General features: G+C 37.8%; 17 protein-coding genes. 7 read left to right on the top strand and 10 right to left on the bottom strand.

The window, feature by feature from the left end; all coding sequences use genetic code 11:
* Positions 1-264: 264 nt before the first annotated feature.
* Positions 265-564 (top strand): PepSY domain-containing protein, encoded by a 300-nt coding sequence (locus tag Q0V26_RS03205; RefSeq protein WP_297476804.1) that lies wholly within the window; start codon positions 265-267, stop codon positions 562-564.
* A gap of 132 nt (positions 565-696) precedes the next feature.
* Here Q0V26_RS03205 and Q0V26_RS03200 read toward each other — a convergent pair whose 3' ends face one another.
* The 4 genes from Q0V26_RS03200 to Q0V26_RS03185 all read right to left on the bottom strand — a co-directional run bounded on the left by Q0V26_RS03200 (position 697) and on the right by Q0V26_RS03185 (position 5,352).
* Positions 697-879: a hypothetical protein gene (locus tag Q0V26_RS03200; protein ID WP_297476802.1), complete on the bottom strand. Its 183-nt coding sequence runs from the start codon at positions 877-879 to the stop codon at positions 697-699.
* A gap of 364 nt (positions 880-1,243) precedes the next feature.
* Complete coding sequence (locus Q0V26_RS03195; protein WP_297476800.1) at positions 1,244-2,503, bottom strand: hypothetical protein; 1,260 nt, start codon at positions 2,501-2,503, stop codon at positions 1,244-1,246.
* A 132-nt stretch (positions 2,504-2,635) separates the two neighbouring features.
* The gene (locus Q0V26_RS03190) at positions 2,636-3,232 is read right to left on the bottom strand and encodes a DUF1415 domain-containing protein (protein ID WP_297476798.1); all 597 of its coding nucleotides are present in this window, start codon (positions 3,230-3,232) and stop codon (positions 2,636-2,638) included.
* Between the two features lie 107 nt (positions 3,233-3,339).
* On the bottom strand, positions 3,340-5,352 hold the full coding sequence (locus Q0V26_RS03185) for an exoribonuclease II (protein ID WP_297476796.1): 2,013 nt from the start codon (positions 5,350-5,352) through the stop codon (positions 3,340-3,342).
* A 744-nt stretch (positions 5,353-6,096) separates the two neighbouring features.
* On the opposite strand from Q0V26_RS03185, the gene Q0V26_RS03180 reads away from it, so the two are divergent.
* Positions 6,097-8,040: a DEAD/DEAH box helicase gene (locus tag Q0V26_RS03180; RefSeq protein ID WP_297476794.1), complete on the top strand. Its 1,944-nt coding sequence runs from the start codon at positions 6,097-6,099 to the stop codon at positions 8,038-8,040.
* A 63-nt stretch (positions 8,041-8,103) separates the two neighbouring features.
* On the opposite strand, the gene Q0V26_RS03175 is transcribed toward Q0V26_RS03180, so the two are convergent.
* The gene (locus Q0V26_RS03175) at positions 8,104-9,021 is read right to left on the bottom strand and encodes a LysR family transcriptional regulator (protein ID WP_297476881.1); all 918 of its coding nucleotides are present in this window, start codon (positions 9,019-9,021) and stop codon (positions 8,104-8,106) included.
* Positions 9,022-9,250: 229 nt separating this feature from the next.
* Here Q0V26_RS03175 and Q0V26_RS03170 point away from each other — a divergent pair, with 229 nt between their 5' ends.
* Positions 9,251-9,985 (top strand): beta-ketoacyl-ACP reductase, encoded by a 735-nt coding sequence (locus Q0V26_RS03170; RefSeq protein WP_297476792.1) that lies wholly within the window; start codon positions 9,251-9,253, stop codon positions 9,983-9,985.
* A 563-nt stretch (positions 9,986-10,548) separates the two neighbouring features.
* On the opposite strand, the gene Q0V26_RS03165 is transcribed toward Q0V26_RS03170, so the two are convergent.
* From Q0V26_RS03165 to Q0V26_RS03150, 4 genes are all read right to left on the bottom strand, one after another.
* Positions 10,549-11,349, bottom strand: coding sequence for a TOBE domain-containing protein (locus Q0V26_RS03165; RefSeq protein WP_297476789.1), 801 nt, complete (start codon positions 11,347-11,349; stop codon positions 10,549-10,551).
* A gap of 185 nt (positions 11,350-11,534) precedes the next feature.
* Entirely contained in the window at positions 11,535-12,878 is a 1,344-nt protein-coding gene (locus Q0V26_RS03160) for a TldD/PmbA family protein (protein WP_297476787.1), read from the bottom strand.
* Complete coding sequence (locus Q0V26_RS03155; protein WP_297476785.1) at positions 12,878-14,263, bottom strand: TldD/PmbA family protein; 1,386 nt, start codon at positions 14,261-14,263, stop codon at positions 12,878-12,880. Before Q0V26_RS03155 ends, Q0V26_RS03160 begins: the two co-directional genes overlap by 1 nt.
* A gap of 116 nt (positions 14,264-14,379) precedes the next feature.
* Positions 14,380-15,369, bottom strand: coding sequence for a GTP-binding protein (locus Q0V26_RS03150; RefSeq protein WP_297476783.1), 990 nt, complete (start codon positions 15,367-15,369; stop codon positions 14,380-14,382).
* Between the two features lie 202 nt (positions 15,370-15,571).
* On the opposite strand from Q0V26_RS03150, the gene Q0V26_RS17860 reads away from it, so the two are divergent.
* From Q0V26_RS17860 to Q0V26_RS03140, 3 genes are all read left to right on the top strand, one after another.
* Positions 15,572-15,784 (top strand): KTSC domain-containing protein, encoded by a 213-nt coding sequence (locus Q0V26_RS17860; RefSeq protein ID WP_363316455.1) that lies wholly within the window; start codon positions 15,572-15,574, stop codon positions 15,782-15,784.
* 162 nt (positions 15,785-15,946) lie between these two features.
* Complete coding sequence (locus Q0V26_RS03145; protein WP_297476782.1) at positions 15,947-16,930, top strand: hypothetical protein; 984 nt, start codon at positions 15,947-15,949, stop codon at positions 16,928-16,930.
* A 114-nt stretch (positions 16,931-17,044) separates the two neighbouring features.
* The gene (locus Q0V26_RS03140) at positions 17,045-17,467 is read left to right on the top strand and encodes a PACE efflux transporter (protein WP_297476780.1); all 423 of its coding nucleotides are present in this window, start codon (positions 17,045-17,047) and stop codon (positions 17,465-17,467) included.
* A 64-nt stretch (positions 17,468-17,531) separates the two neighbouring features.
* On the opposite strand, the gene Q0V26_RS03135 is transcribed toward Q0V26_RS03140, so the two are convergent.
* Positions 17,532-18,827 carry a diguanylate cyclase gene (locus tag Q0V26_RS03135; RefSeq protein WP_297476777.1) on the bottom strand — a complete coding sequence of 432 codons (1,296 nt, stop codon included), beginning with the start codon at positions 18,825-18,827 and terminating at the stop codon, positions 17,532-17,534.
* An 897-nt stretch (positions 18,828-19,724) separates the two neighbouring features.
* Here Q0V26_RS03135 and Q0V26_RS03130 point away from each other — a divergent pair.
* On the top strand, positions 19,725-21,047 hold the full coding sequence (locus Q0V26_RS03130) for a paraquat-inducible protein A (protein ID WP_297476879.1): 1,323 nt from the start codon (positions 19,725-19,727) through the stop codon (positions 21,045-21,047).
* Positions 21,048-21,055 lie beyond the last annotated feature (8 nt).

Raw genomic sequence — 21,055 nt, 5'->3', positions numbered from 1 at the left:
AATCTGACACTAACGTTACTTATTACCATGAGCAGATAAGTTATTATAGACCTCTGTTCGGGTGGCTTTTTATTAATATCATAGTTTGCAAATACACTACTATTGTTTTTATTATTAGCTACTTTTTATAGTATTTCACTGTGGCGTATAACAATTAAAGATAAGCTATTTAGAATTATTGGTGCAAATTTTGCTTCAATATAAGAAGGGTAATGTTGATATAATCAATGCTAACTTTAGCAAGAGTGCTATTAAGGGGGACAAGTGATCAAAAGTGTTAAGGTGTTATTTATTAGTAGTAGTATGTGTTGCTTGTTACAAAGTTATATTACTCATGCTGATCCTGTAGATACCAGCGCGGTTAATATGCTAAGTGTGCCGAGTGCCATGAAGCAACTTGAATCTGACGGTTATTATGATTTTAGAATGATAAAAATCGAACGAAAGCATAATGAAATTGCAGTAAAAGCGCGTAACAAAATAGGTGAATCGGTTGAATTAGAGATGGATTTATATACTGGTGTGATTTTGCATGAGAAGGTACATGGAGAAGAAACACTATAGTAATCATGTATTTTTGTGTGCGGGATATTGATGACTTGCGACTATAGTACCAGAGTAATGTGAGCTTTTTATGCGTCATAAAGTATGCAATGGATAAGTAATGGCGATGATCCTTACTTATCCATTGGTATGCTATTCATCATCGTTAAATATTCGACCCTCTAGGGAGTATGGCTCGTTTTCATCGTATAAATTATGGTGACCTCGAATACGCTTGAGTGTCTTTTCAAGAGCTTTGGCTTGCTCAAAATAACCTTCTTGGTAGGCAATAAATATTTTTTGCTCCATATCTTCAATTCTATCTTGGTTATTCATTTTAATCCTCCCACTGAATGACGATTCAACACTACTTCTTATTATTTTATACCAAAATGTAAAACAATGAATGGATCTAAATGAATGGATATTTGTAGTGTCGTTTTTATGCGAGGATTTATATTTTCGTTTATTTTGTTTAGATTTATAGCTGCGCATTGTTTTGTTAGTTAAATGATGCGCTTATGTGTAAATACTGTGCTATAAATAACGCTGAGTGTAGTTGTTAGCATAAGTATGGCCGCTGAAAACGCTAACATTACTTCTATTCTTGCGTTTTCCTCTTAACTAATTTTACGCAAATAAGCGTAAATTCTTAGTAAGCCCGATTTCTCTCGGGCTTTTTATTACGCAGTCTTTATCGTTAACACAATGTGTCATCGTTATTTTCTGCGATGTAGATTTGCTGTTTTTTCTTATTCTTCTGTCGTGCTATGCGTAATACTTCAATGGCTTGTTGCAATACTGCTACGGCTGTTTGTTTGGTATTCGCACTACACATCCCTGCGCTAACACTGACTTTGATGGCTTTTTTTCGTGGTTTCTTAACTTTTGTTGCTGTTTGTTGTGGCTGAGGTTCGATTATTATGGGTTCTATCGTGTGCTTTTCTGAGCCAATAGCATGTTGCAGTTGTTCTATTATGGCTTGACAGTCGGTTATTTTTTTATGCTCAAAAATCACAATAAACTGCTGCGCGACAAAATAGAGATGTGGCGATAGTTGAGTTTTCTCCGTTAAGATGGCGGCAATAGAAGCTTGTATATCGCTAATCGCTTGTGGTTGATGTTTATCAATGATGGCGGTTGGGTTATCAATATCTAATACTGCAATCGTACAATCATGGTGTAGCTGGGGGAGCGCTTGTGCAAGGGCGCGATGATCTGCTAATTGAGTGAGTGGATCGCGAAGACTTTGTTGGTAGTGACTATAGCCAAGATCAATTAAGAGAAAGGCAGCGCATAGAATAAAAGCACTGCTTGATATAAACGGATAATGGAAAAAAATAAAAGTAGTGGTCGCTAATAAGCTGCATACAAAAATATGACGATCAATGCGCCGATGATATTTAACGGCTAATGCTCCTGTGCTACAACACGCAGCAAGGTTAAAAAGAATTAAAATTAACGGCAGTGATGAAATATTGTGATAGGTAAAAAGGTGGATCTGCTGCCAGTTTTCAAACCCAGTATGATAAAAATAGCTGATAGTTGCACCAATACTGCATTGAATAATTACCAGTAGCAATAATGCAGCAGTACCCCAAGACAGTAATTTAGGTAGGGCAATAAAGCGCAGCAATAAAAGATTAATAGGTAATAATGTTGCTAACAAACAAAAAATTAACTTAGTATCGGTATTTGCTAATGACGTTTGTAGCCAATATAGAATAACGCTGTAAGCAACTAACATAACGATAGCAATAAATCCACTTTGCGCTTGAGGCTGTTTGTTACTGAGAATAATAACCGTACCCAGTAGTATAAAAGGAAGATTAACCCACAGTTGTGAGTAGCTCACAACAAAAGGGGTCAATAAAGGGTAACAAATAACCATGAGCGCAGTGATAAGTAAGGGCAGTATAAAGCGTGTATTTGGTGAGTATAGACGAAACAATGACAGCATTTAACAATGAGCCCTAAGCAGAAAGATGTAATGGGCTATTAAGATAACAAATAAATAGCGACAATAATTGGATATTGTCGCTATTTTATGACTTCGATGTTCAAGGCTATAACGTTAAGAAAAAGCGACCTATTATTTGATTAGATAAGGAAATAATTGACGCATTTGTTCTGGCGTTAAATTTTCAACACACTCGATATTACGATCAGGAATCGCTTCCGGATTAGGGTAGTGTTTGATCACTTTTGCCATACTTTCTTCACGAATAAGATGAAAAATAGGATACGGTGAACGGTTGGTGAGGTTTTCTGCATCATCAGGCTCCGCGCCGTAGAAACAGTAATCAGGGTGGAAACTGGCAATTTGATAGGTGCCGCTTTTTCCTAATTGAACCACTAAGCCTTCAACAAGATCAAGAAATTGATTGTAGTCATCAAATTCTTCAAATAAGTAGGGCGCAACGACTAAGATCGTTTCTAGCGTTTCGGGTGGTGTCTCGTCTAACTCTTTGAACTGCATATAAATCGTTTCAAGCAGATCATTTTCGTTATCGTCTTCACTCACAAATATCTTAATTTGTTTATTGCGATTAGGCTTTGTGGCAAAAGGGCATAAATTAAGGCCGATGACGACATCTTCAAGCCATTGTTTTACTTGCTGCTCGATAAGTTGGCATTGTTCTGGCGCGTTGTTTTTGTTGTTATCGCTTGCTGGAGTATGATTTGACATTGAGAGCTGACTTCTATGAATTATTTATATTGGAATAATAGTGTGTAAGCTGCAAAAAAGGCCAGCATTCACTGGCCTTTTGTTTTGTTGTAAGCCGATTTACATCGTTATGCTTTTTGTGGTGCGTCTGCCGCTTGTTCCGGCACTGGTGTTACTTCTGGTGCTGGGTACTGTTGTATCGGTTTTGCTACTAATTGACGTGTTGCTGCGCGAACTTCCGCTAGTTTCACCTCAAAAGTATCACCGAGTTGGTATTCTTTAACACCATCAATGCTGATAATGCCAAGCTCACCGCTACATACAATACGCTCTTTGTTATCAACAATTAGCGAGCCAGGAATAAAGGCTGCGGCACCATTCTCAAGTAGGCGTACACGCATACCTGCACGGTTAATATCAAAGATTTCAGCTTTAAAGACCGTTTCGTTCTTTACTGCATCTTTAAGTAAACGCACGTATAGCCAATCAGATACGTCACGTTCCGCCATGCGATGATGACGACGGTGATTAGCAATCTCATCACCCACGTTATCATCAGGCTTTTGTGTTGGCTCATTACCTGTGATTAACGCTTTAAGTAAACGGTGATTGATCATATCGCCGTATTTACGAATAGGTGATGTCCATGTAGCGTAAACATCCAGACCCATTGCATAGTGAGGTGCAGGTGTATTAGCCACTTCACTGTAAGCTTGGAATTTACGTAAACGGTTATCAAGATAGGTGCTATCTAGCGTGTTTAACCAACGACGTAATGCACTAAAGCCTTCTAAAGTAACAATTTCTTCTTTAGTAAATGGGGCTTCTGCATTAGTGATGAATTCCATTGCAGTATCAAGTTTTTCTTGATTAAAGCCGCTATGAACGTTAAACACACCCGTTGCGAATTTTTCTTGTAAAGCACGACCCGCACAAATGTTGGCGGTGATCATTGCTTCTTCGATCATACGGTTCGCAATACGGCGTAAGTCAGTGTGAATGGCAACAACATCGTTATCTTCACTTAACTCAAAGCGGTAATCTGGGCGATCGGGGAATACCACGGCATTTGCCATGCGCCAATCAGAACGTAACGTTGCAAAACCCTGTAGGGCAATGATTTGTTGTTCTATAACAGGGCTTGGTGTCCAGTTATCACAATGGCCGTTTTCAAGGAAATCAGATACATTGTTGTAAGATAAACGACCTTGAGATTTGATCCATGCGCCAAAGAAAGAAATATCGTCTTGAATTACACCTGCATTATCGATAGAAACACGACAGCATAAAACTGGGCGTTTTTCATTTTCGATAAGTGAGCATAATTCATCACTTAATTCGCGTGGCAGCATTGGAATATTGCGACCAGGAAGATAAATGGTAAATCCACGCTCACGTGCTTCATCATCCATCTTATCGCCAACGGCAATGTAAGATGTTGGATCAGCAATTGCGATGGTGATTTCATAGCTACCGTCATCTTTAGCGACAGTATATAAAGCATCATCCATGTCTTTCGTTGATTCACCATCAATAGTAATGAAAGGTAAATCAGTTAAGTCTTGGCGTTCAATGCCTTCATCAAGCATGGTCCAACTATCTTGTGGTGCAGGCTCTGCATTAGGTAGTTGGTGGCGAGCAAGCGTAACCCACCATGGTGCAATCTTGTCATTGCTGTCAGTGATTTTTTGGTTCACTTCGCAGAAAAACGGTTGATTGTTACCAGCAAGAGGGTGGCGAGTCAGTTCTGCAACAACCCAATCACCTTCTTGTAGTGTTTCTGGGTTAAGGCCTTTTGCTGCACGTGCCTGAATCGCTTCTTTTAATTGTGGGTGATCAGGTACAATATGTAAGCGATTACGAATCAGTTTTACGCGGCCAATAAAGCGTGTAATTGCTTGTTCAACAAGTTCTTGTGGTTCAGCAACTTCGCGATCCTTTTCGGTACGGAGAACGGCGATAACACGGTCACCGTGCATAACGTTTTTCATATATACCGGCGGAATAAAAATGCTTTCTTTGTTATCAGTTTCTAGAAAGCCAAAGCTACGATCTGTGGCTTTGATGTAACCTTCCTTCTTCGGAAGTGTTTCTTGGATTTGCTTTTTTAGCTGTGCTAACAGCGGGTTATCTTGAAACATTATGTCTGGTCTCAGATTATCGACATAGACACTATACGTTTTTGGTCATATAAAACCAAGATTTGACTGTTTTAATTTTCATATTGTCTCATGATTCATCTTACAATCAATAGCTTATGATTTAAATTTTGCAGTTTGTGTCATAAAGTAAATATGTAATGACAACATATGATGATAAATATAAATAATAAAGAAAATATCACCTAGAAACAGGAAATAGCCTTAAAACGGTATATATGGCTTTTTTACATTCTGCTAGCACTAGTTTTACATAAGTCAATGTTGGTTTTTTCGTTTAAATTCCTTGTAAAACAATAGTTAATGATTTTCTTTGTTTATGGGTGATCACTAAGGATAAAAAATAAAAAAAACACTTATATTAAAGAAGGAACAAAAAAAGCGGCAATATAAAAATGCTAATAAAAGATTACCCTAATCTAATATCAAAATTAAGTTTAATAGATTAAGTCTGGTGGTAGGGTTAACTATTGTTCGCATTTTCAACAACATAGTTAATTGATAATCGATGGAAAGTTCGTAAATGTTTATCAGGTGTACTATTTGTTCAATAAATAGTTGTTTGTGAGTTATTTTGTGACGTTGTTCAATTTTTTCTGGCTTTTTATCCAGTATTAGCCCACAATACGCCCCCTATTAGTCGAGGCCCGTGCTAGTGGTTGCTGTTGCAGAACCCTCTGTAGCAAAGGGGCCCCGTTTTTAAGTTGATCATATATTGGGATCCCAATGCAAGAAACTGTTACAGAATTTCGCCAACTAGATTTGGCCGACACACTATTATCCGCACTAGATTCTATGGGTTTCGTTTCGCCTACACCTATCCAGGCGGCGTCAATACCTCTACTTTTAACTGGTACGGATGCGCTTGGTAAAGCACAGACTGGTACTGGTAAAACAGCAGCGTTCTCGTTGCCTGTATTGAACAAAGTTAATCTTTCTCAGCATAAGCCACAAGCTATTGTTATGGCTCCAACACGTGAGCTTGCAATTCAGGTTGCTGCAGAAATTAAAGTACTTGGTCAAAATATTAAAGGACTTAAAGTTCTTGAAATTTATGGCGGTGCTTCAATCGTTGATCAAATGCGTGCACTAAAAAATGGTGCTCACATTGTTGTTGGTACTCCTGGTCGTGTTAAGGACCTTATTTCACGTAAGCAACTTCACCTAGACGAAGTATCTACTTTCGTTCTTGATGAAGCTGATGAAATGCTAAAAATGGGTTTCGTTGACGACGTTACTTGGATCATGGAACAAGCACCAGAAACTGCACAACGTGTACTTTTCTCTGCAACTATGCCTCCAATCGTTAAAGAAATCGTTGATCGTTTCTTACGTGATCCAGCACGCATTGACGTTGCAGGTGAGAACCGTACTGTATCTCAAGTATCTCAACAATTTTGGGTTGTTAAAGGCGTAGAGAAAGACGAGGCAATGAGCCGTCTTCTTGAAACTGAAGATACTGATGCATCAATCGTATTCGTTCGTACTCGTCAAGATACTGAGCGTCTAGCCGATTGGCTATCTTCTCGTGGCTTTAAAGCTGCGGCACTTCACGGTGATATTCCTCAGTCGCTACGTGAGCGTACTGTTGACCATATCAAACGTGGTGTGATTGATATTTTAGTTGCAACTGACGTTGTTGCTCGTGGCCTTGACGTGGCACGAATCACACACGTATTTAACTACGATATCCCATTTGATGTTGAGTCATACATCCACCGTATCGGTCGTACTGGTCGTGCTGGACGTGAAGGTAAAGCGATCCTATTGGTTCGTACTAACCAAATCCGCATGCTACGCACTATCGAGCGTGTTACTAAGTCTCGTATGGAAGAAATCCAACTTCCTCTACGTGATCTAGTAGCTGCATCTCGTCTAAACCGTTTAGGTGAAGAACTAGCTGCACAGAAAGAACAAACAAATGTTGATGCATTCGTTGAACTAGTAGAGAAATTACAAGAGTCAATTGATGTTGATGCAGCTACACTAGCGGCAATGCTTCTTCAACGCCAACAAGGTAGCCGTCCTTTATTCTATAAAGGTCCAGATCCAATGATCGCAGCTATCGAGCGTGAATCACAACGTCGTGAGCGTCGTGGTGACCGTGATGATCGTGGTAGTGACCGTCGTGGTGATCGTCCGGATCGTGGCGACCGTCGTGGTGACCGTCCTGATCGTGGCGAACGTCGCACTTTCAACAGCGCTGATTGGGATACTTACCAATTACAAGTTGGCCGTGAGCAAGGTGTTCAAGTTAAAGATATCGTTGGCGCAATCGCAAACGAACTTGGCTTAAGCAAAGAGTTCATCGGTGCGATTAAACTTGCTCCTTCGCATACTTTTGTTCAACTTCCTAAGAAGATGACAGCAGAAGTTGCAGCACAACTGAAGAAACTACGTATTCGCCAGAATGACGTTAAAGCCGTTGTTGTTGAAGGTGAAGTATTACGTGAACATCGTCCACGTACAGGCAACCGTGATGCAAACCGTAGCGGTGAGCGTACTGGTCATCGTGGTAGTCGTGATGGCAACCGTGGCGGCGAACGTGGTGGCGAGCGTCGTTTCGATCGCAACCGTGGCAACGACAGCCGTGGTGGCTACCGTGGCAACCGTGATGGTGCAGCAACAGCACGTCCAGCGGGCGACCGTAAGCCACGTACTGACGCTTAATTTGCGCTAGCGTAATAAAAAAGCCAGACGAGAGTCTGGCTTTTTTATGTCTTTTTAAGGGGATCAACTTACATTGCGGCTAAGGTTAATATCCGTAACACGTTTCAATAGATATTCTTTAAAATTAACACAGCGAGCTGGCATGTATTTTCTGGGTTTGTAATATAAGCTCAGTTCAAACTCACTGCTAATATAATCATTAAGCACTGAAACTAATTTATTGTGTTGTAAATCTTCGTGAATCAAACTGTAAGGTAAATACGCAATCCCTCCGCCAGAAAGTGCAATATTTTTTAAAATTTCACTGTCATCAACTTCGACGGTACGTGAAATCTGTACTGAGTTATATTCCCCATCTTGCTCAAAAATCCAACGGTTTCCACCAACAAGCGTGGTCGCAAATAAACATAAATGATTTTTTAAATCGTGAGGGATAACGGGTTGCCCATAACGCGCAATATAAGCAGGGGAGCAACATGCTTTCAGTGGCTCACGGAATAGTGTTCGTTTTACCAATAAACTGTCTTTATCTTGAAAACCACGATAAGTCGCATTCGCTCGTATCGCAAAATCAACTTCATGTACATTATCAACTTCAAAAGCCGTTTCAATAACTACGAAATTAATGTTGGGGTTATCACTGACATATTCGCCAATAATGACACTTAAATAATGCTTGGCAAACAGTGGAGTGCAAGCGACTTTTATGGTGCCACTATCTTCTTGGCTAAGGTTTTGTATTTCATTAAGTACATCTGTAATCTGATTATTAATTAGTGTAAAACGTTGGAATAAATGTTGCCCAGCTTGAGTAACCGAAATTTTGCGTGTTGTTCGTTTTACCAAGCTTATGCCCATCATTTCTTCAAGTTCAGTGATCCAACGGCTACCAGCAGATGTTGAAATACCATACTGTTTAGCAGCTTCTGTTACGGATTGACATCGAACAACATGAAGAAAAAAAATAATTTTATCTAACATCATTATTTTCTCTGCATCGATTGGTTAATTTGTAGTCATTAATAATGAACGGAGTATACTTTACATGCGTTAAAGTGCACTTCGTTGTGGTTGAATTTGATGGCACTATCTCATTTTTGCAATTGTGTGTTGTGATATTGGGCTGAATATTCAAACGAGAGTTATCTAAACTAAATATGAGCGCTAAGTTTTAATGTGATTATAGGACGATAATATTAAGGGGAAAAATATGCTAACAGGTAAGGTTTGTCTTGTAACTGGTGGGGCGCAAGGAATTGGCCGTTGTATTGTAGAAACATTTGCGCGTCAAAATGCAACTCGCGTTATTGCGTGTGATATGAATATGGGAATGATGGCCGATCTAGAGCAACAGTTTCCAAACGTGACAGCATTAGAGCTTAATGTCTGTGATCGCAAAGGTGTTGTAGAAGCGGTTAAGCAGCTCACAGAGCAATACGGGCATATTGATGTCTTGGTAAATAATGCTGGCATCACGCGTGATAATTTGATTGATAAAATGACAGAATCTGATTGGGATCTGGTTATGGATGTTAATCTTAAAGGCGTATTTAATATGACCCAAGCGATTGCCCCTGTAATGATGAATACCGGTAGTGGTTCAATTATTACCATGTCATCTGTCGTGGGAACGGACGGAAATATTGGTCAAACCAACTATGCTGCAACCAAAGCGGGCGTTATTGCAATGACGAAATCATGGGCAAAAGAGTTCGCGCGTAAAGGTGCACAAGTACGTGCAAATTGTATTGCTCCTGGATTTATAGAAACACCAATGACTGTCGATTTACCTGAAAAGGTGATTGATCATATGACATCAAAAACACCATTAAAGCGAATGGGTAAATCACAAGATATCGCGAACTGTGCATTATTTTTAGCCAGTATGCAATCAAGCTTTATTACCGGACAAGTATTAAAAGTGGATGGTGGGCTGGTTATTTAGTGGTTAATTATGATTAAACGTTGTTTTAAAATCATTGTGTTTATTGAGCAATTAATATCAATAGGCGCAATGTTTTTATATTTATTAAGGTAGGAATATGGTTATATAAGCATCGTATTTATCATTGGCTCTTTATTTATGTGAATTTATTGTCAAATAAGTATATTTTTAAAATTAAAGTGAAGGTTTAATCAATAAAAAGCGTTAAAATGCTAGTAGTGTCAATTGCACTTTACTGGTTACGTTATAATGATATTTTCATCAGCTACACTATGGTTTATAAGTATTGCTTGTGTCCCATTATCAGTCGCCTTTTTTTTATGGTCACTTAAACAGAAAAATATTTGGTGGAGCATAACAACATTAGTATTTGTCTTTATTGCTTACGGCTTGATTGTTATTCAGCAATATGAAGATTATTCATGTTTTACTGATTGTATAAGAAAAGGTTTTAACTACAATGCATATTCCGGTGAATGTAGTTTGGGTGCACAAGATATAAAATGAGGATTGATAATATAATCTCATTCCTTTGAGCATAAGATTGTTATATCTATTTATTATTAGCACATGCTAGCAACAATAACTTGAGTCGAATGGAATAAGCCGTAAATAGGCATACCTAAGCGCAATGTTTCATCCATCAAATCTTGATTGTCAACGAAAGCGCAAATACTGATTTCGTCGGTTAAGCTAATTGTGATTTCAGTTGATTGTTTATCTTGTGTCATTGCGGTAAGCGTTCCGAGTAATTGGTTATCAAACCGATCCCGCTTTCCATGAATTAAATTTTCTTCGCTACAAACCGTAATTGCAGGCGCTTTAATTAACGTAACCACATCTTTGTTTTGTTTAAGATGAAGACGCAGGGTACTACCATGTGTAATTGTTGCTTGAATCTGATGTTGGTCTGTAATGGCAATAGTGACCACGTCATATAAATCATGGGTTTCAATCGTATTAATATGGCCAAATAATTGATTACGCGCACTGGTTTGTAATGAAAAGCGGCTCATGACTCCGAGTAGGCTGTCAAGCGGTGCATTCTCATCGTTAAGCGCTTGTAAGCCCATATCTTGAATTTTATTTAAAAGATCATACATCTGGATCAGACGTTGGCCAAATCGCGTCAATGTTGCGCCTCCGCCGCCTTTACCGCCTTTTTCACAGTTAACTAATGGCTGTTCGTTGCTGGTGTTCATATCTTTAATTGCATCAAAGGCGGTTTTATAGCTAATACCTGCTAATTTTGCACCTTGGCTGATAGAGCCTGTTGCATCAATAGATTTTAAGAGTGCGATACGACGTGGATTAGCAAACATTTTATTATTCATTTGCAGTGTTGCAATGGCGGTAAGATTCATTGTCTTATTCTTATTAGGTGTTTTTTATATGTTATCGCATTTTGTGGAAGATTTTAAATCTAATAATAGAGATTGCTAGTTGCGAGGATAATAATAGACATCTATTTGAGTTAGCGCAAAAAAACCTTACTGAGTTGGGTTTACATAAATAGCTTTATCAGTAAGGTTTAATATCAATAATAGCGTTATTTACCCGCAATATTTAAACGAGAAAAACGGATTTTAGGGGCATAGAAACTACGGCTGTAATCATTATCGAGTTGATTACCTACCGCATCAATTTCTTTGATCATTTGGTAGAAATTACCGGCAACAGTAATACCTCGTACTGGTTGTAAGCGTTGTCCATCGCGGCATAGAAAACCACTAGCACCAAATGAGAAGTCACCACTTACGGCATCAGCACCTGAGTGAACGCCTTGTAATTCAACTAATTCAAGATATTCACCAGTAGTGATGTCTGCGTCTGAGCTAGTGCCTGTTTGAATAACCGTGTGAGAACCACCGACACCTAATCCACCTTTAGCTGAACGAGAGCCATTAGCTGTATTCTCGATGCCAAAATAACTTGCGGTGTGGCTATTGTGTAATAAGCTCTGAAGCTTACCTTCACCAATTAATAATGTGTCACGGGTTGCAAATCCCTCACTATCAAATGCTTTAATTGCAAAGCCGCCATTCACATATGCGGTATCAGTAATGGTTAGCAGTGGGCTCGCAACTTGAGTATGAAGCGCATCACGCCAAGGGTTTATCCCTTTCATTGCTGCTTGTCCTGATAGACACATACCATAAGCAGAAAAGAGGTTACTTAAAGCACTAAGGGTAAATATTACCGAATAGTGCTTACTGGCAATGGGGGCACCATCTAATAGTGCTTGTGCCATGTCATAGCCGTGGTTAATACAATATGTTGAATCTAGCTGATGAAATAAACGTCCTGATGACATGCCACCATGCATGGCTTGTTTACTATCTTTTTCATATAAAGTATAAGCATAGCAATATGTTGAACGCTCATTATGACTGCATAATGTGCCTTGGGTGTTGGCTAAAATGACATGGTTATCTGATTCAGCAAAACCATTGTAAGGTGCACTGGTCGCATTAGGCTTAGTCACCACACCTTGCTCTAATGATAACGCAAGTGCAATTTTGTCATCAACAGTTGCCGTTTCTATTTGGTATACTTCAGGTTCAATTGTCGCTAATCGGCTATCAAGACAACTGATGTTCTGGTGGGGATCTTGTTGAGAATATTCAGCATTAATTAGTGCATTATTTACCATTAAATCAAGGCTAGCGATATCAAGTGATTCTGAGTAACTGGTGGCCGTACGTTGATCTTTAACCACTCGCACACCAATGACTTGACCAGATGTTACTTTATATTCATCCAGTTCGCCTTGGTTAGCTTTTAATGAAAAATTATTACTGCGATTTGCAATAACATCAGCTTCGGCATTATGTGCCTTAACACGATCAAGGACGTAATCGATGGCCTGTTGTAGTGCATTTTGATCTGTCATTAGTTGCCACCTCCCACAAGAATATTATCCACTTTCAATGCTGCTTGACCGACGGTTGTTGGCACTGAGCCACTTACAGATCCGCACATGCCAGCGGCAAGGGCAAAATCATTACCTACCATGCTAATTTCTTTTAGTACTTTAGGGCCTGTGCTGATTAATGTGGCTGATTTTAGTGGCTTGGTGATCTTACCGTTTTCAACTAAATATGCTTCTTGGACGGCAAAGTTAAACTCACCCGTACCTGGCTGTACTGATCCGCCGCCCATTTTCTTAGCATAAATACCACGTTCAACGCCCGCAAGCATATCATCAAGAGTGCTTGTTCCCGGTTCAATAAAGGTATTACGCATACGTGAAGTAGGGGCGAACTTATAAGACTCGCGTCGACCGGAACCTGTACGTTCAAAGCCAGTTTTTAGCCCACCCATACGATCGACCATAAAACTAGTTAGCTTACCGTCTTTAATTAATTGAGTGCGTTGGGTTTCCATGCCTTCATCATCAATATTGATGGAACCCCATTGATTGGTCATGGTGCCATCATCAACAGCACTGACGACAGAATTAGCAATCATTTCGCCCATTTTGTCGTAAAAAACCGAGGCTTTTTTAGCAACAGAAGTGGTTTCAAGTAAGTGACCACAGGCTTCATGGAAGATAACGCCACCAAAGCCGTTACCAATGATGACAGGCATTTCACCAGATGGACAGGCGTCAGCAAACAGTTTAACCATGGCTTGTTGTGCCACATCATGCCCGAGTTTTTGTGCGTCTAGATGGGTGTTAAATTCCCATCCTGTAAATGCGCCAGGTGCTTCGTAACCTGTTGATTGCTCACTACCATTTTGTGCAACAGCATTAGCAGAAATACGGGTGTAATGACGAGTATCGCCAATATGAAGGCCATCGGAATTGAAGATCTCAATTTGCTGTTCACGTTGTGCAACACTACCGATAAATTGGGCGATTTTTTCGTTTTCAGCGCGAGCAGCTTGATCCGCTTGGCGTAAAAAGGCAATTTTAGCCGCCATATTGGTGTCTTGGCTGAGCGGTAATTGACAACTATGTTTATTGTCATAACGGCTTAAATCGAAAGAGCCCGCTGTTAATATTTGGTTGCGTTTATCTTTTGCAGCCAGTAAAGAAGTAACACGTTTTAACTCTTCTTCATCGGTGCTATTGGTATAACCATAGAGGACTTTATGGCCAAAGAATAGGCGGATGCCAATGCCAAAATCAATACCTGAGTTAACTTTATCAATTTCAGCCGAGATAAGTTGGACTGAACTTGATTGATGATGTTCAACAAATAATTCAGCAAAATCGGCACCAAGAAATAGCGCGTGATCAATGACTATTTTAGCAGTATTAGGGTTTAGCATTTGTGCTCCCTTCTTTTTATGAGCTCTATTTTATAACCTAGCAGTAAAGTGATAAAAATTCTCACTATTACTGCAATTGGTATGAGCTATGAATCGATAAGTACGGATCAATAGGGCTATTTAGCTACCGTATTTTCAGTGATTGAACATAAAATATTCTCTAGTTCATCCCACGGTAGAATCTCACTATCAATCACTTCAATACGTGATTCAAAGCCTTCTAGTGAGAGTTCATTAACCGATACCACTTGATTAACTACATTAAAGGAAAAGCAGCCATTTTCAGTATTCACTACTGCTTTAACACGATTAGCATTAAGGTTAGAAAATAAGCTAAATAGCTTTGAGAATTCAAATAGTTGATCTGCGGCAAAAAACCAACCGCAGCTGTGATAACCCTGACCATGGTTTTCTTTACGAATAAATTGCTGACCAGGAGCCAGTTCTAATTCTGGCAATGGTTCCATTTGATTATCGTGATGATGGTGGTGACTATGTTGCGCTTGACGTTCTATACGTTCAATGTCTAGCCACTCAAGCTCAAGACGACCATGTTCCACTTCTGCGATCAGGGCTTTTTTAGGATCTGCTTTTTCCATTGCAGTTTGGAACGTGTATAAATCAAAGTCGTCACACTGATCGATTTTGTTGGCAACAACAACATCAGCTAATGCAAGTTGATCTTGGAAATTGGTGTTATCAGTATAAATACTGTCAGCAAAATGGCGAGGATCAACCACAGTGATGGTTGCTCGAAGATCAACATAATTACGGTAGCTTTCAGAGGTTAACTTATTGATGACTTCTTTGGGATGACCGAGGCCTGTTGGTTCTAACAATAAGCGGTCAGGTTTTTGTGCGAGTAATGCGTTAATACCGACAGACATTGGTAAGCCTGCGACACAACACATACAGCCGCCAGGGACTTCTTTAATTATCGCCCCTTGCTGTTCTAAAATAGCGCCATCGACGCCAACATTACCAAATTCATTAATTAAAATGGCCCACTTTTCATGTTCAGGTTTGCGAGCGAGCAAAGAAAGAATAGAGGTCGTTTTCCCAGCACCTAAGAAGCCAGTAATTATATTTGTTGGAATACGTTTCATGTTTTATTCAATTCCTAAACGATTAAGTACCAAAATAATGAGGTCAGTTTACGTGAGCGGCATGAAAGTGACCAGTATAAGTGAGTGAAGCGTTAGTTAAGTGCGGGTTTTGGCTGCAAAAACAATGAAAAGCAAAAAAATGTAGGTATGTTATAACGTTTTTGGCATGATTAATTATTCTAAGAATAACAGGGGAATATGAATGATTAACTGGTTTATTGTAAGTTCTGATTTAATAAAAAAAATAGGGCATGATGCAAGTAATAATTGCTTGTATATCGATTTTTTCCTGCGTGGGGAGTATGAAGTTTATACTAATGTATCTTTATATGCTTTTTATCATTTTTCGTTAGCCACATCGATTGATGAGTATTACCAACAGGTCATTCGGCCAAGTTATTCACTGCAGTCTTAATATTATTAGTGGTAACTTTGTTATCATTTTAGGATTCGTATTAAGTTGAAAAATATATGTAAAAAGCATAATTTAACTCATTTATTAAAATAACAAACACAACAATAAGTAATTGTTCGTTCGTTTTTATCTGTAATGTTATTTATCAATAAGTGAGTCAACATGAGTATTGCTTCTTTGACAGAAGATGAGTTTCTGCACCAGAATCGAATTAGTCAGCAGCAGTGGCAAGCAAGCCAAATTTCATGGTTGACATTAAAAGCAATTGGTTTGTGTCATGAACAACGAACCGAGGTATTGAATGTTACCGCAGAATCATATGCACGCATTATTCAGCAATGTTCTCATGTTCATTCTGTTCGTTGGCGAGTGAAAAAACCACAGCATTTGATGGAGAAAATTGTTCGAAAAACACAGCCTCATAACGCAAAATATCTTGGTATTAATCAATATAATTATGATGCCATTGTCACTGATCTTATTGGTGTACGTGCGTTACACTTGTTTAAAGATGATGGGTTAGCTATTCACGATTATTTAATGACGAAGTGGCAGTATGAAGAGCCACCAGTTTATTATGTTAGAAATGGTGATGATGAAGTGTCGGCTGAATTACCCGCAGATATTACAGTAAAAATACATCCAGCAGGTTATCGATCATTACATTATGTGTTTGGTAGTGAACTACAACACCGACGTATTTTTACTGAAGTACAAGTGAGAACTATTTTTGAAGAAGCATGGACAGAAATAGATCATAAAATACGTTATCCCAATTTTTCTACTGATGCAGAAATTTGTTCTTTTTTATTAATATTTAATCGTCTTGTTGGATCTGCTGATGAAATGGGATCGTTTGTAAAACAGCTTGCTATTGAGGCTGAGCAACGACAACAAGCATTAAGCGTATCAAAAAATAGAATCGAAACAAGTGTACTTGACGTTGAAGACTTATTTCAGCAATTAGAAGGGAAAGCTGAAAAACAGCATAATTCTCAATTGGTTATTAATCAACTTCGCCAGCAAGTCATGCAATTACAGGCGGATAAAAAAGCGTTACAACAATCCATGAATTTAAATATGCTATCGTCGTCAACTGTGGTAACTCAGCGCAGCTATAAGGCTTCGGAATTGTTAGACAAATAGTTAATCTATCTCTTTTACGGATAGGTTCTAGCTTGTTAATAGCAAAAAAACATTTATAGTCCGTATACAGAAAAGCTATTGATTATAAAAATAAATGTACTGAGGGAATTTTTGATGAGAACGCGGTTGGATCGAATTCGCCATGCGATTTGTTTTGAAGTTATTGGTTTAATTTTAATGGTGGGTGTATTAAGCCAATTCGGGTTTGATGGTAGTCATGTTGGCGTAGTCGGGATTGCTTTTTCAATTTTAGCGACAGGTTGGAACTATATTTATAATATATGGTTTGATCGTATGCTTTATCGTCGTTATAAAATAACGGCAAAAACCACGATTATTCGTATTATTCATAGTATTGGATTTGAAGCTGGACTTCTTTTTGTTACGATTCCTATCTTAGCTTGGGCGCTAAAAGTGACGTTATGGGAAGCTTTTGTGCTTGATATTGGAATGGTACTCTTCTATCTCATTTATGCATATGTTTATAACATTGCTTATGACCGCTTATTTCCAGTGCCAGTAGTGCAACAAGATTAAAACCGAATAATGTAAAAAAGCCCCTAATATTAATAGTATTAGGGGCTTTTTGTTGGTTAAAACATTAATGGTTAACATAAAAACTGTAACAGTTTTTGCCCTTTTTCTTACTGTCATAAACCGCTTGATCTGCATTGTTGATCAATTGTTCGATATCACGTGTTTGGTTATCTGTCACTGCGACACCTATAGATGCGGAAAACGGAATTGCTATATCACCATTACTAACGGAACCACTAAGCTGATTAATAAGGGTTTCTAAGGTATTGATTAAATCTTTTTCATTAGTGAAATCACTGGTTAATACAATAAATTCATCACCACCAAAACGGCCAATTAAATCGATTGGATGATTAAAAAAGGACTTCACATGTTGGGCAAAGATGCTAATAACATCATCACCATAATAGTGACCTAAGGTGTCATTGATAGCTTTTAGATTATCAAGATCAATAAAAAGTAGTGCTAAATTTTGATTACGCTTTTGAATTGTAATATTTGCATGTTGAATGAAATACTTGCGGTTTAGTAAATTTGTTCGAGAGCAATAAACACCGTCTTTAGTTGTATTGATTATGTTTTTAAAATGATGATTTATATCGATATTATTGTTTTTTTGCTGTGATTGAATTGGAATGATAGAGGTACTTTCTTTAATAAATGCATCTATCGGAGATGTAATGATAGATACTTTTTTCATTAGGTAATAGCCAATAGCGATTGATGCAATGACAGAGATACAAATATTAATAATCATAAAAAGAACTCTATCTTTTAAATATTGATTATAGTTAAGTGTTGTAACTAAATACCATGGAGTATTTTTTAATGGGTGTAATGATAATATCTCAAGTTGACTCTTATTATTAATGATATGATAATCAAATGTTTTTTTATTCCTAATGTTATGTAATATTTGTTTGTTATTTAATGAAGAGTAAATATTAACATTCTCAAGTTCAGTTGTGTTTTTACAATGATTATTTCTATTCTCACAATTATTGAGAATGTTATTTTTAATGCTAGTGTTTTCTTGATAGGATAAGGCCTGATTAATATCAGCGTAAGAGACAGAAGCAAAGATAGTTCCTTCATTACTGGTGTTATTAAAAGGCTTACATATTATATAAACATAACTATCTGAAATGGGTGAGTAGATTAAGTTACTAATCGTTAATTTTTTTTCCTGTATTGCTTGTTGAAAATAACGACGGTAGTTTATATTTTCAGCATTATTTCGATAAGTTGTAGCTGCCTTGCCTTCAATATCACTAATACCTAATGTTTCTATATTAAATGCTCGTTGATAGGGACGAATAATCTCAATTCGTTGCGATAATTCTAATGTGGGATCTTGCATGATGTTATCATTAGATACTGCAGTCAATAAGTCAGTATGTTTACTAATGATAGTTAATATATTGTTCTCTGTGATGGTTCGATTTCGTATAAGCGATTTTTGAATATTAGTATATTGGTTATAGGACCAATACCCGATATTAAATATAACTAATAAGCTTAGGCATAGTAAAATGTAGTGGGTGATCTTCTTTCTAATACTATGGCTAATATTCATGCAGTGATATCTTTTATCAGGTAATGTATTGATACTTAATGAAATACCATATTACTGTTTTTAAAATACAGATGAATAGTCTTTATTTGTAACAATTTATCATGTTTAAAAGCAGGGATAAAAATGGAAAATTTTGTGATAAGCAGTGTTTTTAGGTGAAAAAGTAGCGTTATATTGGATAGTTATTCTTTATTGATCGGCGTGACATAATTGTGTTACCAAAAAAAGAGCATTAATAAAACTAATGGCAGATAAATGTAATGCCGCATAACGTTAGAATACTGTTATAATGTATACCGTTCAAAATAAAATTTTGCAGACAGATAATGATAAGTACTCACAAATAATCAAACAATATACAACAATTGATTGTATTAATTATCTGGTTCTTTTTTGTTAAGTTTTTGATGTTTAATACATTACTTGTAATTATTGGATTGCGTTTTAGAATGATGGGATAATTGGCATATTCGAGAGTAGTCATATGTAGCGATATGGATTTTCGGTGTGAAAATAATGTAGTTTGGGGTGATCAGCGAAAGACGGCTGACCATTTGTCTATTTTTTAAAATGATTTTTAGCATGTTAGTAAACTATACTATCAGATTTATTTGTCATAGGTGATGTACGTTGAGTAAACAAAGTAAACTCGCACGAAAGGCGGTTGACGTGCAACAATCGATGATGATTGCGTGTGAAGAGTGTGGGTTAGTCGTTGATATCCCTACTTTAAATGAAGGCGAAAAAGCGACATGTCCTCGTTGTGGTCATACATTAATCAAAGCCGTTAGTTTACCTTTTCAACGTCCAGTTGCTTACGGTATCGCGTGTTTGATCATGTTAGTATTAAGTCTCTCATTTCCATTTTTATCTTTTACTGTTAATGGTATGGGACATCAAATTACACTACTAAATGCAGCAGAGACATTACAGCATTTTGAAAATAGTGTCTTAGCTGTTTTATTAATGACAACGATTATTATTTTTCCAGCAGCCTATATAATGTTAGTTCTTTATCTTTATTATTGTGCTCACAAAGTACAGCATATAGGGCATGTGATTCATGCGGTTAGCTGGCTCAAATTTTTATGCCGAGTATTGTTTAAAATCCAGCCATGGTTAATGGTTGATGTGTTTTTAATTGGCGTATTAGTGAGTCTTGTTAAAATATCAGCATTAGCACACATTGGCTTAGGATATTCGTTTTGGGCATTTTGTCTTTATAGTGTATTGGTTATTAAATGTGTTTCATTGGTTGATAGAACGTGGTTGTGGGATCAGTTTTTTGCCATGGTACCCGTCGTAGGGGTTCATGATGGTGATACGCATATGGATCATAATCACATTGGGTGTCATGCCTGTAATCAAATAAACCCAATACCAGCAACTCATCATGCGCGTTGTTTACGCTGCGATAGCCGATTACATGTCTTTGATGCAAATCATTCATTGCAATATGCTTGGGCATATTTAATTGCATCCATTGTTTTTTATATTCCCGCCAACTTATATCCTATGATGTACACCGTGAGCTTAGGTCAAACTGAAGGATCTACTATTTTAGGCGGTGTTGTATTACTTTGGAAAATGGGGTCGTGGCCGATTGCATTAGTTATCTTCATTGCCAGTATTTTTATTCCTATGGCAAAAATGTTTGCCTTAGCATGGTTATATTTTAGTGCGGGTAAGCAAGCAGATAATTCTGCTCATGTCGCAATTAAACGCTTAAAATTATACCGTTTAACTGAGTTTATTGGCCGTTGGTCTATGGTTGATATTTTCGTTGTTGCTATTTTGGTGGCTTTAGTACAGTTACAAAATGTTATGGCAATTTCTCCTGGTCCTGCAGCGTTATGTTTCGCAACAGTGGTGATATTTACAATGTTATCAGCCATGAGATTTGATCCTCGAGTATTTTGGATGTCAAAAGGTAAGTCATATAAACAAGGTTCAGAGTTAGATGCTACTGAATCCCATTCGGTAGTGCCTAGTGTACATAAATGAGAAAGCAG

It is taken from the genome of uncultured Photobacterium sp. (genome assembly GCF_947039875.1).
Lineage (GTDB): Bacteria > Pseudomonadota > Gammaproteobacteria > Enterobacterales > Vibrionaceae > Photobacterium.
This window is presented reverse-complemented; position numbering and strand designations above follow the sequence as displayed.